The 17,501-nt window shown below is 42.2% G+C and carries 17 protein-coding genes, 1 riboswitch and 1 other annotated feature; of the genes, 5 read left to right on the top strand and 12 right to left on the bottom strand.

Annotation, left to right across the window (positions count from 1 at the left end):
• Positions 1-77: 77 nt before the first annotated feature.
• Positions 78-161, bottom strand: a riboswitch (cyclic di-GMP riboswitch).
• Between the two features lie 215 nt (positions 162-376).
• Positions 377-1,675, top strand: a complete 1,299-nt coding sequence (ylbJ, locus tag CDO33_RS06715) for a sporulation integral membrane protein YlbJ (protein ID WP_103080559.1) — start codon at positions 377-379, stop codon at positions 1,673-1,675.
• 33 nt (positions 1,676-1,708) lie between these two features.
• On the opposite strand, the gene CDO33_RS06710 is transcribed toward ylbJ, so the two are convergent.
• The 4 genes from CDO33_RS06710 to recG form a co-directional block, all read right to left on the bottom strand.
• On the bottom strand, positions 1,709-2,146 hold the full coding sequence (locus tag CDO33_RS06710) for an ATPase (RefSeq protein ID WP_103080558.1): 438 nt from the start codon (positions 2,144-2,146) through the stop codon (positions 1,709-1,711).
• A 51-nt stretch (positions 2,147-2,197) separates the two neighbouring features.
• Positions 2,198-2,677 carry a pantetheine-phosphate adenylyltransferase gene (gene coaD, locus CDO33_RS06705; protein WP_103080557.1) on the bottom strand — a complete coding sequence of 160 codons (480 nt, stop codon included), beginning with the start codon at positions 2,675-2,677 and terminating at the stop codon, positions 2,198-2,200.
• Between the two features lie 20 nt (positions 2,678-2,697).
• Positions 2,698-3,282, bottom strand: a complete 585-nt coding sequence (rsmD, locus tag CDO33_RS06700; protein ID WP_338053254.1) for a 16S rRNA (guanine(966)-N(2))-methyltransferase RsmD — start codon at positions 3,280-3,282, stop codon at positions 2,698-2,700.
• Positions 3,283-3,408: 126 nt separating this feature from the next.
• Entirely contained in the window at positions 3,409-5,511 is a 2,103-nt protein-coding gene (gene recG / locus CDO33_RS06695; protein ID WP_479690738.1) for an ATP-dependent DNA helicase RecG, read from the bottom strand.
• A gap of 240 nt (positions 5,512-5,751) precedes the next feature.
• Between recG and rpmB the strand changes: the two genes are divergently transcribed.
• Entirely contained in the window at positions 5,752-5,940 is a 189-nt protein-coding gene (gene rpmB, locus CDO33_RS06690) for a 50S ribosomal protein L28 (protein WP_103080555.1), read from the top strand.
• Positions 5,941-6,286: 346 nt separating this feature from the next.
• Here rpmB and CDO33_RS06685 read toward each other — a convergent pair whose 3' ends face one another.
• Positions 6,287-6,550 carry a GlsB/YeaQ/YmgE family stress response membrane protein gene (locus CDO33_RS06685; protein ID WP_103080554.1) on the bottom strand — a complete coding sequence of 88 codons (264 nt, stop codon included), beginning with the start codon at positions 6,548-6,550 and terminating at the stop codon, positions 6,287-6,289.
• A gap of 340 nt (positions 6,551-6,890) precedes the next feature.
• On the opposite strand from CDO33_RS06685, the gene CDO33_RS06680 reads away from it, so the two are divergent.
• On the top strand, positions 6,891-7,586 hold the full coding sequence (locus CDO33_RS06680; protein ID WP_103080553.1) for a PsbP-related protein: 696 nt from the start codon (positions 6,891-6,893) through the stop codon (positions 7,584-7,586).
• 5 nt (positions 7,587-7,591) lie between these two features.
• Here the strand turns inward: CDO33_RS06680 and nth are convergent, their stop codons facing one another.
• The 6 genes from nth to CDO33_RS06655 form a co-directional block, all read right to left on the bottom strand.
• Positions 7,592-8,239, bottom strand: a complete 648-nt coding sequence (nth, locus tag CDO33_RS06675; protein ID WP_103080552.1) for an endonuclease III — start codon at positions 8,237-8,239, stop codon at positions 7,592-7,594.
• Between the two features lie 207 nt (positions 8,240-8,446).
• Positions 8,447-10,147, bottom strand: a complete 1,701-nt coding sequence (locus CDO33_RS06670) for a S1C family serine protease (protein WP_242973858.1) — start codon at positions 10,145-10,147, stop codon at positions 8,447-8,449.
• 325 nt (positions 10,148-10,472) lie between these two features.
• Complete coding sequence (locus CDO33_RS06665; protein WP_103080551.1) at positions 10,473-11,981, bottom strand: sensor histidine kinase; 1,509 nt, start codon at positions 11,979-11,981, stop codon at positions 10,473-10,475.
• Positions 11,981-12,667, bottom strand: a complete 687-nt coding sequence (locus CDO33_RS06660; protein WP_103080550.1) for a response regulator transcription factor — start codon at positions 12,665-12,667, stop codon at positions 11,981-11,983. The genes CDO33_RS06665 and CDO33_RS06660 overlap by 1 nt, the downstream gene beginning before the upstream one ends.
• Positions 12,633-12,755 carry a hypothetical protein gene (locus CDO33_RS21455; protein ID WP_274540230.1) on the bottom strand — a complete coding sequence of 41 codons (123 nt, stop codon included), beginning with the start codon at positions 12,753-12,755 and terminating at the stop codon, positions 12,633-12,635. The genes CDO33_RS06660 and CDO33_RS21455 overlap by 35 nt, the downstream gene beginning before the upstream one ends.
• A gap of 98 nt (positions 12,756-12,853) precedes the next feature.
• Positions 12,854-13,642 (bottom strand): glycerophosphodiester phosphodiesterase family protein, encoded by a 789-nt coding sequence (locus CDO33_RS06655; protein WP_103080549.1) that lies wholly within the window; start codon positions 13,640-13,642, stop codon positions 12,854-12,856.
• A 181-nt stretch (positions 13,643-13,823) separates the two neighbouring features.
• On the opposite strand from CDO33_RS06655, the gene ychF reads away from it, so the two are divergent.
• Positions 13,824-14,918, top strand: coding sequence for a redox-regulated ATPase YchF (gene ychF / locus CDO33_RS06650; RefSeq protein WP_103080623.1), 1,095 nt, complete (start codon positions 13,824-13,826; stop codon positions 14,916-14,918).
• A 205-nt stretch (positions 14,919-15,123) separates the two neighbouring features.
• On the opposite strand, the gene CDO33_RS06645 is transcribed toward ychF, so the two are convergent.
• On the bottom strand, positions 15,124-15,582 hold the full coding sequence (locus CDO33_RS06645) for a chemotaxis protein CheW (protein WP_103080548.1): 459 nt from the start codon (positions 15,580-15,582) through the stop codon (positions 15,124-15,126).
• Between the two features lie 421 nt (positions 15,583-16,003).
• Positions 16,004-16,248, top strand: a binding site (T-box leader).
• Between the two features lie 121 nt (positions 16,249-16,369).
• Here CDO33_RS06645 and aroF point away from each other — a divergent pair.
• Entirely contained in the window at positions 16,370-17,383 is a 1,014-nt protein-coding gene (gene aroF / locus CDO33_RS06640) for a 3-deoxy-7-phosphoheptulonate synthase (protein WP_103080547.1), read from the top strand.
• The last annotated feature ends 118 nt before the right edge of the window (positions 17,384-17,501 follow it).

Below are 17,501 nucleotides of genomic sequence, written 5' to 3'. Positions count from 1 at the left end.
CCCCGTTATCCCAACGTTAAACAAAAAGTCATGGCTAAACCAAAGCCATGACAATAGTATATACATGCATGTCATGCTATGGTAGCCCGGCTGTCATAGTGCAACACCTTAGACCCGCAGCTTTGTGCCCCTGCCTTTCGGCAGGTTTACCCTTTTCATAAGCATTTTAAATAGATCATGGAAAAAAAATCCTGTAGTACTATCGGATTTGTGAGTATTGAGCACTACATGGATAATCCTATAGACCTACACCGGCATTAGCTTATCATATAACATATAGGAATGTCAATATTATGAAAAACAACAGTTTATATGGTATGCATATTTTTAAAAAGTCGTAATAAGATTTGATAGATGCTGTTATGGGAGGTAGCACATGAGCTGGTATTTTTACATTATTATTGCTTTAATCATCATATCACTGGCATTCAGTTGCCGGTCCTTCAAGGTTATTTACCTTAAGAATCTGGTTCTACCTTCCCTGTGTGTCCTTTTTATTATATGCCTTGTCATATTCTCGAAAACTGCAGTTGCTTCAGCTTATAAAGGGATAAAACTGTGGATTGAGATAGTTTTTCCGTCCCTGTTCCCGTTTTTTGTGGCATCGGAACTGTTGAACAAAACAGGGCTTGTAAAAGCAGTCGGAATTCTACTGGAGCCGGTAATGCGCCCTTTGTTTAATGTGCCGGGATGCGGTTCCTTTGCTTTTGCCATGGGTATTACCAGCGGATATCCCGTCGGAGCAAAAATTACATCAGAAATGCGAAAAGAAGGACTATTGACCAAAGTTGAGGCAGAAAGGCTTCTTACCTTTACCAATAATTCCGGACCTCTTTTTATAATTGGGGCTGTTTCCGTAGGTATGTTTAAAATGCCCCGATTAGGTTTGTTTTTACTGGGATGCCATGTACTTGCCTCCACTACGGTGGGAATCATTTTCAGATTTTACGGCAGAAAAAAAGAAAGTTCCGGATACAATTTTAAAGGTAATTTGTTGAAAAGACTGAAAAATGAGCTGGCACCTTCCCATGCCGCCCTTAATCCGGGCAAGCTATTCGGAGATGCCGTGCGAAACTCGGTAAATTTACTGCTGGCTATCGGCGGTTTTATAATATTTTTCTCAGTTATCATCAATCTGCTGCTGGAGACCGGATTTATAAAAAGTCTATCGGATGCTGTATCCGCCATTCTTCGGCCTTTGGGAATAAACCAGGAAATATCGGCTTCAATAATAAGCGGATTCTTTGAAATAACCACAGGGGTAAACATGGCTGCTAATGCGGAGTATTCTCCATTAATCCACCGTCTGACAGCCGCCAGCTTCATAATGGGATGGGCAGGATTGTCGGTTCACTCCCAGGTTATCAGCATGGTTGGCGGCACCGACATCAGCATAAAGCCATATCTGTTGGGAAAATTCCTTCAAGGCGTATTTGCAGGAGTTTATTCCAACATATTATTAAATATAGTCTGGCCGGATCTTCTTGAAACTCATCCGGCATTTATAGCAGAGCATCCTGATGCTCTGGTCCGGCTTCAGGGAAATTTCTTTAACTCCGTAAGGTACCTGGTTTTGTCGGTCTTCTTGATGGCAGTCCTTTTTCTGATATCTTTTATAGCTGCCCGCAAAAAAGAAAAGCGGAGAAATAGAAAAACCGGATACTCCGGCTTATAAATCAGCCGTTTTATGTGCCAAAACTTCGATAGGCTATTTCAGCTCTTCTCTGTCGCTCTTTATAACATCTATAGTATCTCTTAAAATTTCTTCCACCTTATTCAGGATGCTGTCGGCATATTCTCTGGTTCCCAAACGTATATCTCTGGCATTCTTCTGGGCATTGGCAATAATTTCATTGGCCTGTTCATAAGCCCTTTTTGTTATTTCGTGCTCATCAACCAAAGCTGCTATCTTGTTTTCCGCTTCCTTGACTATATTGTTGGCTTCCTTTTGTGCCTCCAGCAGTATCCTTTGACGCTCTTCCTTGACCCATTTCGCCTGTTTGATGTCATCAGGCAGCTTAAGCCTTATCTCCTTGATGATTTCAAGAACTTCTTCCTTGTCAACCAGGCATTTTCCTAATACCGGAACATTTACGCTTTTTTCTATCAAATCCTCAAGTGTCTCTAAAATAGCCAGTATCTCCATCTTTCTCCCCCCAGGAATAGAATTGCTTCAGGTAATTGATGATGTTTTATCCTAAGTTCTAAATTTTCTGAGCACCGCATCCTTTATGCAATCCGGTACCAGTCCGTCGATGTCCCCGCCGTTTTTTGCCAGCTCACGAACAATGCTTGAACTTAAAAAGGAATAATTAACACTTGCCATCATAAAAAGGGTTTCAATTTCCGGGTTCTGTGTCTTATTAGTAAGCGCCATCTGAAGCTCGTACTCATAATCGGATATAGCCCTTAAGCCTTTTATAATGGCAGTAGCATTCCTCTTTTTCATATAGTTGACCAAAAGGCCGGAAAAACTATCCACTTCTATATCAGGCCTGTCTTTCAGAGCGCATTTTAAAAGATCAACACGTTCTTCCAGCGAAAATACAGGCGTTTTGCTATGATTTACAAGAACTGCCACAATCAATTTATCACATATTTTCGACGCTCTGTGTATGATATCCAAATGTCCGTTTGTCACCGGGTCAAAGCTCCCCGGATATACACATATCTTCAATAATATCTTCCTTCCTTGTGTCAAATATCGTCGGTTTTCACGTAAAATGCCAGTACGGTATCTCCGTATTTCCTGCTCCTCGTGAGCTTAAAAGGTCCGTACCTTTCCGAAACCTTATCGTCTATATCCATTTCTGCAACTATTATGCCATCAGCTTTCATTATATCATTTTTAGTCAAAATGTTTATAGTATCATCCACCAGATTTTTGTTGTATGGAGGATCCATAAATATAATATCGAACTTTTTGGATTGGTCATGCAATTTTTTTATGGAGCCTGCCACATCACCGGCAATCACAGTAGCTTTATCCTTCAGCTTTGTATGCTCAAGGTTTTCATTTATAATCCTGAAGCATACATGGCTTCTGTCTACGAAAACAACATGTTCCGCTCCCCTGCTTAAAGCTTCTATGCCCAAATTCCCTGTTCCGGCAAACAGGTCCAGAACATGGGCGCCGGCAATATAAGGTGTCAAAATATTAAACAAAGATTCCTTTACTCGGTCTGAAGTAGGCCTGGTTGAGTCTCCTTCGGGAGTTTTCAGCTTATGGCCTCTGGCACTGCCTGAAATAACCCTTAAAATAGCCATTCCTCCAATTTTCAAGCAAATTTCCTCACAGTATTTAATATATGTTATTTTATACTATAGTAAATAAATGTCAACATAAAGTTTACCATAAAAACATGTCTTACTCTTTATTTAACAGCCTTAAGTCGATGGCACGACAAATTAGTTTAGGCTTAATTCATCCAGCTTGTTCTTAAACTTGCATATAAGCGTCTCTCTAAGGAGCCTGTTTTCTTCTTTCTTAAGGAGCTTGTCCTCTTTCAGTATGTTAATGGCAGCTTCCTGGGCCTTTTTTAGTATATCCACATCCTTATAGAGGTTAGCGATTTTAAGGTCCGGTATTCCATGCTGCATGGTTCCGAAAAATTCCCCCGGACCTCTCAGCTCCAGATCCTTTTCCGATATCACAAAGCCATCGTTGGTCTTTTCCATAACCTTCATTCTTTCTGAAGCCACCTGGGTCTTTCCGTTATTGTATAAAATACAGTAAGACTGATGTTCTCCTCTCCCTACTCTTCCTCTTAACTGATGAAGCTGTGCCAGACCAAATCTTTCGGCATTTTCAATGACCATTATTGTCGCATTGGGCACATTGACTCCCACTTCAATGACTGTTGTGGAAACCAGTATATCTGTTTCACCTTCGACAAAGCTCCTCATAACCGCATCCTTATCCTTCGGCTTCATTTTACCGTGGATAAGGCCTACCTTAAGGTCGCTGAAATCCTGCCTTGCAATCCGGTCAGCCAGTTCGGTTGCAGATTGGGCCTCAATTTCCTCGGATTCTTCCACCAGTGGACAGACTATGTACACTTGCCGCCCTTCTGCCACCTTTTTTCTTATGAAATTATTGATTCTCTCCCGCATGCTCTCATCCACAGCATATGTTTTAACCGGTTTTCTGCCAGGAGGAAGCTCATCTATTATAGATATATCCAGATCTCCGTATAATATGAGAGCCAGGGTCCTGGGTATCGGTGTTGCCGTCATAACCAGCACATCAGGATTTTCACCTTTTTTGGACAGCGCTGCTCTTTGGCGTACTCCAAACCTATGCTGTTCATCCGTCACTACCAGCCCCAGGTTGTTGTAACGGACGTCATCTTCGATCAATGCATGGGTACCTATTACAATATCTGCTTCCCCCGATGCAACCCTGGACAAAATCTCGCTTTTCTGCTTCTTGGTCAGGCTTCCCGTCAGCAGCTCCACTTTTATTCCATATTTTTCCAAAAGGCTGTTGACGCTCCTGTAATGCTGTTCTGCCAGTATTTCCGTCGGGACCATCATAGTAGCCTGATAACCGTTTTTAACTGCTTTATAAAGTGCCATCACCGCCACTATTGTTTTTCCTGAGCCCACGTCACCCTGCACCAACCGGTTCATTACCCTTTTCGACTCCATATCCTTTTCTATTTCCTTAAAAACCTTCCGTTGGGCGTTGGTAAGCTGGAAAGGCAGATTCTTTATAAATTCCTCCATGGAATCTACAGGCTTAAATTGAATTCCTTCCCGGTCCTCCCCAAAAGAATTTTTAATGCTCAGCAAGCCCATCTGCAAAAGCAAAAGCTCTTCGAAAACCAAGCGGTATCTGGCTATTTTAAAATCCTCTTCGGTATTGGGGAAATGTATATTTCTGAGAGAATAGTTTATCTCTGCCAGATGATATTTGCTTCGTACAGTCTGGGGCAGTATCTCCTCCATGTTCCCTGAAACCAACTCCAGCGCGCTGCTCACCGCATTTCTGATCATATTCTGCGTAAGGTTTGCCGTTGAAGGATATACGGGTACTATCCTGCAGGTATTTTTTCTTTCCCCGGTTCCGGATTTTTCATAAACAGGGTTTTGCACTTCGAAGCTCCTGAATTTTCTGCTCACCTTTCCAAAGAATAAATACCTCTCCCCCACATGAAAGATGTTCTTGACATAGTGCTGGTTAAACCAGGTAACCGCAATTGTCCCTGTTTCATCCCTTACAAGCAGCTTGTAAATGGTAAGTCCTCTCCTCGGGCGAAACTCGGAAACACCGGATGCTATCGTTCCTTCAAAAGTGCAGGACTCGCCATCCTCCAGGTCAATTATTTTTTTCACATTGCTCCTGTTTTCATACTCCCTGGGGAAATATGTAATCAAGTCTTCAATTGTATATATTCCCAGCCTGTAAAAAAGCTTTGCTCTTGAATCTCCAATACCCTTAAGCGTCTTTACAGACCTTTTTAAAATATCCTTCGCATCTGTACCCATAATGCTTAATAACCTCATCATTAATGTTGCATAATAAGCATGGACAAAGCTTTCCGGAACCGATTTATAACTTTATATTGCGATGTCCTATACAATATTTTAATATATAGTACAATCTTTTGCTAATACTTTTCCTGTTTGTTAACAAAAAAACTTGCAGTTGTTCCGGGTTATATGATAAAATTAATATGTTTTTATTACGGAGTTAAAGAGCAATTAAAGTATAGTATTTCTCCGGTTTAAAAGGAGGTGTAGGTATAAATGGCAAAATGTGATGTATGCAGTAAATCCATGAGTTTTGGTTTGAAGGTAAGCCACTCAAATAGAAAGACAAATAGAGCTTGGAAACCTAACGTAAAGAGAGTTAAGGTTGTTGATAACGGAACTGTAAAGACAGCTTATGTTTGTACGAGATGCTTGCGTTCAAATAAGGTAACAAGAGCAGTATAAAAGAAAAAAACTATTCAACATAAAAAAAGCGTCGATACGCTTTTTTTATGTTGAAAATATTGATATTAAATTGGAAGCTATCGGATAAATGCGGTTATAAATAAAAACCGCGGAGTTTCAGCGGCATTATATTTGCTGGATAAACTCCGCTTACTATAGTGTCTTTTTATTAATTCATTCTTAAAACTCTCTTTAAAAAATTCCCCAGGAACTTAGGCATCTTGAGTACCAGTATCCGCATAATTACGCCCCCTTCAAAAGGTATGGATACCAACAATATATTCAGCAGGAATTTTTTTGTGATTGTCCCTTTGCAAAAATATCGGAACATATGCAGCAAGGATTGCTATTTTGCCTGCTTTAAAACGCTTTTTGATATCCCAAGAAAAAACACGAATACAGCTGCTCCGATTATGGAGGGAAATAGTGCAAGGCTGTCCACCGAAGGACCAAAGGCAGCGAAAACAGGCATATAGCCTCCGACCCATGCCCCAACCAAACCGGACAGTATGGCAATAAAATTACCCCCGGGCATTTCACGCTTCGCTAGCCGGTTGCCGGACAAGCCTGCAACTGCAGCAAAAAACAGTGTGAGTAGAAATCCTATCATTCTCTTATCCTCCCAGCCTTTTCTGCAAATAAACCTGCATTAATGACAAAAGTCCTGCTTTTTATGTGGTTGCTAAAATTTATCTCATGCAGTATCCCATCTTCTCTTTAATATAATTGACTATTTTTTATATTTTAACCGCAGGCTCCTGTCCAAAGGCTCCGAACATTTATTTAGGTGCCATCATCTGATTCTACGGATTTCACTGCCGATTAAAATTTATTTAGCAATGGGATGATTATCAATTCTTTAATCCCGTTGTACTGAATAAGTATATATTGATAAGAATATTCTCTTTTGTTCGTTGTAATCATTTCTGATTTTTAAGGTGGTGTGTCTCTTGTTCGTAATTATTGTGAAAAACCCCAGGATCAAAATATTGATGGCTTTAATGGTAATCGGGCTGTGGGTCGTGATGTTTGCAGCCTCTAATGCTTTGTTCAACAAAGGCTTGTTTTTCAATATCACAATAGACAACTGCCTGACCTTCTCCTATCCATTGAGATTTAAGATAAACAATGTCTTTGTTGGCAATGAAATGGTCAGTGAAGTGATAGAAACCGGCTTCTCACTTAAGAAGCCCCTTTCCCGGAAGCTAAAGAATTTCAGGATACCGGAAGGAAAATTCAGCTTCCTGTACCCCTCATCCTTCACTCTCAGCCGTAAAGATTTTGAAGGCAGTGATATACTCTACCATATTGACTTCGAAGACAGCACGACGGCTTCCCACGGATTCGTGCAGGTTTGGGAAATGCCTTACCCTCTGGAGGATTTTCTGGAAGCATCAAAGGCTTCTTTCGCACAGAGCTACAAGTTTTTTAACACAAAATCCATACAGGTAAATGGTATCCCGGGTTACTACTGGGATTATTCCGTGCTCGGAAATGACGGAAAGTATTACAAGGGTTCCGAGGTGTTCCTGAAAAAGGACGAAAGGATGTACAGAATAAGCTATTTCCTCCCGGAAAACCAGTGGAATAAAGCTCAGTCCGACACCTTTCAGAACATAGTAAACTCTTTTAAAGTGGAAAGCTGATAACCTTATTTGCCCTTTGCTGCTATACTTTTATAGTATTTACAGTATTCTGTCAGAGGGCATATCTCGCATTTAGGCTTACGGGCCTCGCATATGCGCCTCCCATGCCATATAAGCCAGTGGTGGGCTTTTGACCACTTTTCCCTGGGTATGTTTTTCATGAGCTGCTCTTCCGTTTTCTCAACATTATCTGCCTCAGCCAGTCCGATGCGGTTTGAAACCCTGAAGACATGGGTATCTACCGCAATCGCAGGTACTCCGAAGGCATTGCTCAATACCACATTGGCAGTCTTTCTGCCTACCCCCGGCAGCGAAACCAGATCCTCCATGTTCGCAGGCACTTCACCGTTAAATTTCTTCACCAGCTTGCTGCACATAGCCAGTATGTTTTTTGCTTTATTTCTGTATAAGCCGATTTCTTTGATCTCCTGTTCCAACTCTTCCTGCCCAAGCTTCAAAAAATCCTCCAGGGCAGGGTATTTTTCAAACAATCTATCCGTAACCTTATTGACGGTTTTATCGGTGGACTGGGCGCTTAGCATTGTCGCCACCAAAAGCTGGAACGGCGTCCTGAAATTCAGTTCGCAGTGGGCTGTAGGATGAGTTTTTTCAAGAAGTTCCAGTGTTTTTTCTATTTCCTTTTTCTTTAGCATCAGTTCCTCCTATATGGAAAAAATCAAATCCTGTGTCTTCGTTTTTTGTAGGCTTTTAATAATATTTCTGTATTATATTGTATTAATTCCTGAGAAAAAAAACAAGACAGGCAATGATGCCTGCCTTGTTCAAAATCTCGTTCATGCCACGGTGAATTGCACCATCATTATTTGGGGTAGAAGCTTTCTGCCCATACACCGAACCGGTTAATTCCCCGACTTGTCTTCTCCTATGGTGATTTCCAGTTTTAATGTCTTGTCTTCCTGATACCTGTACACTTCAATGCTTACAACATCTCCGGGTTTATGGGAATTCTTTATCTCTTCCAGTTCATCAAAAGTCTTCACCGGTTTGCCGTCGAACTTCGTGATTATATCATTTTTCTGAATACCTGCCTTGAAAGCTGCGCTAAACGGTTCAACTGCTGATACAAGGAGTCCTACAGGCATATTGTTTTTGTTCGCTATATCTTCGGTATATGTCAAATCAATGGTTACGCCTAATTTCGGCCTTCCTTTTACATATCCGGAGGCTATCAGGCTATCGGCTATTGCTTTAGCCTCGTTAATCGGCACTGCAAAACCTATACCTTCATATCCCAGCTGGGTTTGGGCTTTCAAAGTATTAATGCCTATTACCTGGCCTTGGGAGTTTAGCAATGCTCCGCCGCTGTTTCCCGGGTTTATGGAAGCATCGGTTTGAATAACTTTTAACTGCTTCTTTTCATCAATCTGTACTGTTCTGTTGATACCGCTGATAACACCCACTGTAACCGAGCCCATGAATTCCAGTCCTCCCGGGTTTCCAATAGCGACAGCCATCTCACCGACTTTGACTTTGTCGGAGTCACCCAGTTCTGCCACCGGAAGACCTGTTGCGTCAATCTTGATTACTGCCATGTCGGTCCTTGCATCCCTGCCTACTATCTGAGCGGTATAGGGCTTATCCTGCTGGTTGGGGAGGATCACTTCTATCTTGGCGGCATCGCTGATTTTGCCCGTTTCAGTGTTTACAGCGTCCTCAATGACATGGTTGTTTGTCAGAATGTATCCGTCCTCTCTGATGATAATGCCGGAACCTTCCGACGGTTGCATGCTTCCGAACAGGAAATTCTGACGGAATGCCGTAACTCTTATACCCACAATGGAGGGGCTGGCTTTTTCTGCGATTGCCGTAACCTGGGAATTAACCTCGGCTATCTTATACTCCACCTTCGTAGTGGTATTGGAACTTGCAGCTGTCTGGGTAGGAAGGTATTTGCTGAAGGCCGGTATGGTCGGAGCAACAAACAACAGAAAAGATCCCACAACAGCTCCACCCAGTATTGAGCTGATAAGAGCCACAGCTGTTATGTGCACCAGTCCGATGCCCTTTTTCTTCTTTTTCTTGTAATTTTCCGTATAATAATAAGGTGTTTTATTAGTATTATCAAAATCTCCGGACGCATTTCCCTGATAACGGCTTCCCGGATTGGTGTATTGAGCACCGCTGGCGTTGGACCCGGAGCTATAATTGCTGCTGTAAAAATAATTCTGAGGATTGCTCTGATAACTTGAGGTTGGCTTCTCTTTAGCGTCGCTGCCAGAATTATAGTTCATTTTGCTGTCGGCATTAATTTGTGCATTACCATCGGCATTGTAGTTTGCACCGCTACCGGAATTATATTGTGCGCTACTTGCGGCATTGTAATCTATACCGCTGCCGGCATTGCTTTGTGTATCACTGCCGATACCGTATTGTCCGTCAATCGTGGAAAAGGAGCCAACTTCCTCGTCCAAGCCCTTCTTATCGGTGCTCTCCCTTGCAATTTCTTCTGCCGGTGGAGTGCCGCCTGAGACATTGTCATTCCGGTCTATTTTATTGCTGTTGTTATCCAATTCATTGCCCAAAAAATCAAAGTTATCCATGCACACAAATCCTCCTTCAAAATATTGAAAATAAGCTGGTCCTGGTGCATAAACCTGCTCCTCGAAATCCTTAAAAGCGGCTTCCATCCCTTTCCCGGTTTTTGCCACCTACAGCTTTATCACAAAGACCATCTTTTATTCCGTATCAAAATTACCGTCCAGCGTTATACCGCTTGTTGATAAACCCAAGCTGTGATACCACTTCATGAAGTCAATCTTGCAGCCTTAATTTAAACCTGCTTGAAACAAAGCTTTCAACAAACCATCTGTTAGTAATTATATTTTATATGATTAGTTTTAAAAATGTATGAATAATCTGTGAACATTAACTTTCTGAACCACGGCTTTTTTCCAGGGTGAAAGTGAACTTTGTACCTTTTCCGATCTCGCTTTCCACCCAGATATCCTGATTGTGCTCGTTTATGATGTTTTTGATTATAGCCAGTCCAAGCCCTGTACCCGTCTTATCCATGCCCCTGGATTTATCGGACTTGTAGAATCTCTCCCAGATTAGGTCCAATTCATCCCTTTCTATACCTACTCCGTTATCCTGAACCGAGACCAATACCTTGTCCTTCTGCCGGAAAATCCTTATATTGATTTTTCCTTTTTCCCCGGTGAATTTGATAGCATTATGAAGCAGATTCATCATGACTCTTTCTATAGCATCGGGGTCGGCATATACCAGAATATCCTCCGATTCAAAATCCGCGTGGATTTCCAGATCCTTCTCTATAATCTGATTTTCCAGCTTTATGATGCTTCTTCTTACCAGCTCATTCACATTAAAGGTTTTAAAATTCAGCTTTATTTCTCCGGACTGCATTTTTGCCAAATCCAGCAGATCATTCACAAGACGATTGAGCCTTAATGTTTCATCTCTCACTATGACCAGATAGTCCTTTTGCTTTTCCGGAGGTATGGTACCATCAAGAATTCCTTCGATAAAACCTCTTATGGAAGTCATCGGAGTCCTCAGTTCATGGGAGACATTGGCTATAAAGCCCCTGCGCATTTCCTCCAGATGCTCCAGTTCAAAAGCCATCTGATTGAAGCTGGTGGCCAGCTGACCTATTTCATCCTTTGTATCTATATCCAGACGTTTTTGAAATTCTCCTCCGGCTATTATCCTGGCTGCGTCCTTTATCTGCTTAAGAGGCCTGGTGATGCGCAGAGAGAATAAATAAGCCAGCACTATGGAAACCAGGGCTGAAATTGCCACTGCTATTGTAAAATATCCGATCACCGTACTGCGCGCCTTCTGGACTTCCGGAATCGGAGTATGAAAATATACGGCCCCGAAAATGCTGGTATTTCCGTTGGTATCGGTATATCTTAACGGTCTTGCCACGGTAAGCCAGGAGTATCCGAAGCTGCTAAAAGCCTCATCCCTGAAAAAGCCATAAAAATCGCCGCCTATCAGCTTCATAAGTTGTTCCTGTCCTGATACGATTTTCTTGTATTGCCTTTCATCCGGCAGCTTCACAAAACCGTTTTTTTCATCAACATATTTCATTTTTATCCTTTGGGGCATGTAGCTGCTGAAATAAATATGCCCATCTTTGGATACAATCCAGACTATTGAATCGGTATAGGCGCTGGACATATTAATGATCCTTTCGAGATATATCTGCACTAAAATGCTGTCCGGATTTTGCAGGAAATCCTCAAAAGCTTCACTGACCTCTTCACTGCCGCGCTCAAGCAAATCAACTTTTTTGTCGGAAAGGAAATCTCCCAGAAAAAAATAAAGGATAGCTCCGGTTATAAGAAAGCTGATGGTGAGCAGGGAAATAAAAAGGAAAATCAGCCTGCTGAATATCGATCTGAACATTATTTCACCTCAAATTTGTAGCCCACGCCCCACACTGTCTTTAACTGCCATTTCTGATCCTCCGACTCTATTTTCTCCCTGAGTCTTTTTATGTGGACATCCACCGTCCTCGAATCCCCGTAAAAGTCAAAGCCCCACACATGCTCAAGAAGCTGCTCCCGGGTAAAAACCTTGTTGGGGTTTGAGGCAAGGAAAAACAAAAGCTCCAGTTCCTTTGGCGGGAGCTCCAGATCTTTTCCGTTTACTTTTACGGTGTAGTTTGTCCTGTTGACAACAAGATTAGGATATACTACCTCCTGGACATCCACTTCCTTGTGCTCATATCTTCTAAGCACGGCTTTTACTCTTGCAACCAGCTCTTTAGGCTCGAAAGGCTTCACCATATAATCATCGGCACCCAGCTCCAGTCCCAATACCTTATCAAAGGTCTCTCCCTTTGCTGTCAGCATAATTATGGGTATGGAACTGATTTTTCTGATTTCCCTGCATACCTGCCAACCGTCAATTCCCGGCAGCATAATGTCCAGTATCACCAGGCTGGGGGTAAACTCCTTAAAAACTTCCAGAGCTTTGATTCCATTGTATACTGTTTGTGTTTCATAGCCGTCCTTTTCGAGATAAAGCCTGACCAGCTCGCAAATATTTACATCATCATCCACTATCAGCACTTTTGATTTTGTAGCCATCACCGCTTCCCTTCCCTCTGTTTGGCAACAATGCTTTCAAATCTATCCGTGCCTGTGCCGAAAAATATTCACAGACCTTTCTTTTCATATCTATTCATATAATAGCATTTATATATTTTAACAACAATGCAGGAGATGTAAACAATTCATGAACAAATAATGATAGCCTTAATATTTACCGAAATATCAGTCCGGCTGCAAAAAATCGGTGTAAATGCCTCCTATACCGGCATTTCTCATCAGTTCTTCCTCCGATGCATCATTTATTGTGTGAGCGTACATAAATATTCCCTTTTCCTTGAGCTTCGAAGGAAAATCGGTTTTTGCGGTGCTGCTGTGCATGGTTACCGCAAATAGCTCATTATTCTCCGCAAACTCAATAATCATTTCCGGGGTATATTTCACTTTATAGAGAGTGAGTATAATGTTTTCATAGCCAAGGGCTTTAATCTCCGGATATTCTTCAAAGCTCATGGCCTGGGGAATAACCTGGCGGCTTTCCTTCGGGTATTTCTCCTTTATGTACTTGTGAAGCCCTATATTGTCACTCTTGGCGTCGGTGATGATATATGCATCGGGATGATCCTTAAGCCAGCGCATCAAATCATCCAGAGTCATCTGGGTAAGCCCTTTAACCATCTTCAGCCCAAGAAAAGTTTCGAGGTCGCAAGGCTCAGGCTCTGAATTAAAAAGCCATTTCAGCCTTCCCCAATCATGGATCAGTATGTAGTGGCCGTCGGTTGTTTTCTCTATATCCGCTTCAAAAAACCGGAAACCTTGAGCATAATTCTCATTAAAAGCCTCCAGGGAGTTGGTTATCCTCTCTTCGTTCACTCCTCCGCCTCCATGGGCTACATATTCGGCAGGCAGAACTGCGGTTTTTGCTTTGCTCAAGACGAGCTTCACCGTAACAGCAGCCGATACCAGTACCAGTAATGCCACTAGCGGCACGGTAAATTTCCCAGGTTTTCGCATAAGTTGTACCCCCCACTAACTTCCGTAACTATAATGCAAGTATACTTAATTATAACACAGATTGCCAGAAATTTTGAGGCAAAGCATTTTTATTGCATATAATTGTCGGATAATATATAATTTAGAATGGCTTAAGGGCACGAAGAATATTTTGTAGAAAACGAAAGGACAGATGATATATATGAAGTTGGGTATCGTTGGTTTACCAAACGTAGGGAAAAGCACTCTTTTCAATGCAATAACCAAAGCCGGAGCTGAGTGTGCAAACTATCCCTTCTGTACGATTGAGCCTAATGTGGGTACAGTGGCTGTTCCTGATGAAAGACTGGACAAGCTGGCCGAAATGTATAATCCGGAAAAGGTTACCCCCGCAGTGGTAGAGTTCGTTGACATAGCCGGACTGGTAAAAGGCGCAAGCAAGGGTGAAGGTCTTGGAAACAAGTTCCTTTCACATATACGGGAAGTGGATGCAATAGTTCATGTTGTAAGATGCTTTGAGGATGGCAACATTGTGCATGTTGACGGTTCAATAGGCCCTGTGAGGGATATTGAAACCATCCAGCTGGAGCTCATTTTTGCGGACTTGGAAGTCATGGAAAAAAGGATAGATAAAACCCGCAAAATGCTCAAGTCCGGAGATAAAAAATTCCAGATCGAGCTGGATCTGTATGAGAGCATTAAAGAAACCCTGGAAAAAGGAATGCCGGTGCGTTCCATGAAATTTGACGCAGAGCAGCAATCCTTGGTGGATCAGCTGTTCCTCCTTACTTCGAAGCCGGTTCTGTACGCTGCCAATATATCTGAAAAGGACCTACAGTCCCAAGAGGATAATCCTTATGTTGCCGAGCTAAAAGCCCATGCTGCAAAGGAAAATGCCGAAGTAATGGTAATATGTGCTAAAATTGAAGAAGAGATAGCCCAACTGGATGAGGATGAAAAGAAGGAATTTCTTTCAGAACTCGGGCTGTCGGAATCCGGCCTGGACAGGCTTATAAAAGCCAGCTACAAGCTTCTGGGACTTATCAGTTTCCTGACGGCAGGTCCCCAGGAGGTAAGAGCCTGGACCATTGTTAAAGGCACCAAGGCACCCCAGGCAGCAGGAAAAATCCACAGCGACTTTGAACGGGGATTTATCAGAGCTGAAGTTGTTGCTTACAAGGACCTCATAGAATGCGGTTCTTATAACGCAGCCAAGGAAAAGGGATTGGTGCGCTCCGAAGGAAAGGACTATGTAATGCAGGATGGAGATGTCACTCTGTTCAGGTTTAACGTATAATCCCGTCTTTATCCGGTAAAAGGCAGAAAAAAATCAACTGAATGCAAAGTAATCCGTAAGGCCAGTCTTGAGGAAAGGCAGTCTTAAGAAGTCTTGAGAAATAGTAAGATCTTAAGTAAAAGTAATCTTAAAAAAATATTTCTTAAGAAAATAAACTAATAAAATCAATCTTAAATAGCAACCCGAAGCTATGGAAAAAGCGGCTTTAACTGCCGCTTTTTTCTTTCAGCTTGTCTGCTTCCTCCTTAGAGAGGATACCATTCAAATCCAGTATGCATAATATGTCATCATCTTTCCTGCCGATGTATTTTATATGTGAGTTTCCGGCTCTGCGTATTACATCAGGAATTGGTACGATTTCTCTATCTTCATATTTCACAAGTTCGGTTACATCATCGACCGTAAAACCTAACGAGAATTCCCCTGCCCTGGTCAGCAGTATCTTGGTTTTCTTGGTGGCTTCAGTTTCACCCAGCCCAAGCTTTCCGGCAAGGCCTACCACCGGAATATCTTCATCCTGATGTCTCACAAATCCTTCTATAAAATCCGGCATGTTCTTCGCTTTTTTAACATCCTGGTATTTAACAATTTGCTTGATACAAGAAGAATCCACACCAAAAACTTCATCCTTCACCTTGACTACAGCCAGTTGTATCTCGGACATTCCAATCCCTCCATATTAGTATCGTAATATGAGATAGTAATAATCAAGCCGTCCTGCCGCACCTGAATCAAAAGCCCCAATACCAAACTAAAGAAACGGCAGATCAAATAACCTCAGCATCATCGAACTTGCCGGCATAACCAATACCTGTGCTTGCAAACGAAACCGGCAATAATTCAAACCCTTCTCCGTATTTTCTTATTAAAATAAATATACCATGTTTTTGCATATGATTGCAACTTTTTACATATAATAATCAAAATCGACAGATGATTAACATATTGTGTGTTCTAATGGTTGCCGGTTTTCTGTTTATTGTACAAGCAACAAATATTTTTAATGTTTTTTATCCAGAATCTGTAGCACTATTGACAATAGGAATCTATCATGTTAATATGAGAAAAATTAAAAAGTATGATATTCAAAAGCGATGAAAAGGAAAAGTAGATTATACCCGGCTTTTAAAAGCGAGCAGGAAAGGGTGAAAGCCTGTAAAAGCCATATAATTGAAGTTCTCCTTTGAGCTGCAGGCTGAAATTGCAGTAGGCTGCGCCGGACACTTTCACCGTTACAAGAAAGAATGTATCAGACGAAAGTCTCGTACATCAAAGTGGGCTTTTGCCAAGTTGGGTGGTACCGCGTGGATTATAACTCCTCGTCCCTTGTGGATGAGGAGTTTTTTGATGAGCTTATAAAGAAACCTATCCAAATTCGCCATATGAAGGCAAAGTAATAGTTTTTGGGAAATGCGATTTAACGATATCAATTGGGAAAGAGAGGTATTATTATGATAGTTGTAATGAAAAAATCAGCTACCAAGGAAGAAATAAGCAATGTAGAAAAAATGTTATCCGATCTCGGTTTCAAAACACATCCCATCACCGGAGAAGTTAAAACCGTTATTGGTGCCATAGGAGATAAACGCCAGGTAAACATGCAGTCACTAAGCCATATGCCCGGTGTGGAAACCATAGTACCCATAATGAAACCATACAAGCTTGCCGGCCGGGAACTAAAACAGGACCCTACGATAGTTGAAGTGGGGGATGTAAAAATCGGAGGCCGGGAAATCATTGTCATGGCAGGGCCTTGCGCTATTGAAAATGAAGATATCTATATGAGCACCGCGCTGGAAGTAAAAAAAGCCGGGGCAAAAATCCTCCGGGGAGGGGCATATAAGCCAAGGACCTCACCTTACTCTTTCCAGGGCCTTGAAGAGGAAGGACTGAAAATACTGTCAAGGGCTCGAGAGGCTACGGGATTGAAAATCGTAACAGAAGTAGTGGATACCCGGGATGTGGAAACCGTAGCATCCTATGCGGATATACTCCAGATAGGGGCCAGAAACATGCAAAATTTCCGGCTGCTTAAGGAAGTTGGCATGATCGGAAAACCGGTGCTTCTAAAAAGGGGATTGTCCGCCACCATAGAGGAATGGCTGATGGCTGCGGAATATATCATTGCCGAAGGAAACCCCAATATCATACTCTGTGAAAGAGGCATACGCACCTTCGAAACAGCCACAAGGAATACTCTGGATATTAGCGCGATACCTGTGATAAAAGAGCTCTCCCATCTCCCCGTGGTGGTAGACCCAAGCCATGCGGCCGGTACCTGGAAATATGTAAACTCCCTGTCCAAGGGAGCAGTCGCTGCCGGAGCTGACGGCCTTATTATAGAAGTGCATTTCGATCCCAGCACTGCGTTGAGCGACGGTCCACAGTCCTTGAAACCCGTCCACTTCACGCAGTTAATGAAAGAACTGGAACCTGTAGCCCACGCTGTAGGTCGGGAAATATGACGGCAACCATGATGACAAATCAGCAAAACTCACGGTGCTAACATATACCAAAGGTGTGTACTGGACATGGGTAACCGCTTAAGGAATTATTTCCTTATGGCTGTATAAAGCCGGTTTG

The sequence above is a fragment of the Clostridium thermosuccinogenes genome (assembly GCF_002896855.1).
Lineage (GTDB): Bacteria > Bacillota > Clostridia > Acetivibrionales > DSM-5807 > Pseudoclostridium > Pseudoclostridium thermosuccinogenes.
This window is presented reverse-complemented; position numbering and strand designations above follow the sequence as displayed.

Coding starts and splice junctions, on each gene's coding strand:
- ylbJ (WP_103080559.1), top strand. CDS start 377: ATGAGCTGGTATTTTTACATTATTATTGCTTTAATCATCATATCACTG.
- CDO33_RS06710 (WP_103080558.1), bottom strand. CDS start 2,146: ATGGAGATACTGGCTATTTTAGAGACACTTGAGGATTTGATAGAAAAA.
- recG (WP_479690738.1), bottom strand. CDS start 5,511: ATGATGAGGTTATTAAGCATTATGGGTACAGATGCGAAGGATATTTTA.
- rpmB (WP_103080555.1), top strand. CDS start 5,752: ATGGCAAAATGTGATGTATGCAGTAAATCCATGAGTTTTGGTTTGAAG.
- CDO33_RS06685 (WP_103080554.1), bottom strand. CDS start 6,550: ATGATAGGATTTCTACTCACACTGTTTTTTGCTGCAGTTGCAGGCTTG.
- nth (WP_103080552.1), bottom strand. CDS start 8,239: ATGCTAAAGAAAAAGGAAATAGAAAAAACACTGGAACTTCTTGAAAAA.
- CDO33_RS06670 (WP_242973858.1), bottom strand. CDS start 10,147: ATGGATAACTTTGATTTTTTGGGCAATGAATTGGATAACAACAGCAAT.
- CDO33_RS06665 (WP_103080551.1), bottom strand. CDS start 11,981: ATGTTCAGATCGATATTCAGCAGGCTGATTTTCCTTTTTATTTCCCTG.
- CDO33_RS06660 (WP_103080550.1), bottom strand. CDS start 12,667: ATGGCTACAAAATCAAAAGTGCTGATAGTGGATGATGATGTAAATATT.
- CDO33_RS21455 (WP_274540230.1), bottom strand. CDS start 12,755: ATGAAAAGAAAGGTCTGTGAATATTTTTCGGCACAGGCACGGATAGAT.
- CDO33_RS06655 (WP_103080549.1), bottom strand. CDS start 13,642: ATGCGAAAACCTGGGAAATTTACCGTGCCGCTAGTGGCATTACTGGTA.
- ychF (WP_103080623.1), top strand. CDS start 13,824: ATGAAGTTGGGTATCGTTGGTTTACCAAACGTAGGGAAAAGCACTCTT.
- CDO33_RS06645 (WP_103080548.1), bottom strand. CDS start 15,582: ATGTCCGAGATACAACTGGCTGTAGTCAAGGTGAAGGATGAAGTTTTT.
- aroF (WP_103080547.1), top strand. CDS start 16,370: ATGATAGTTGTAATGAAAAAATCAGCTACCAAGGAAGAAATAAGCAAT.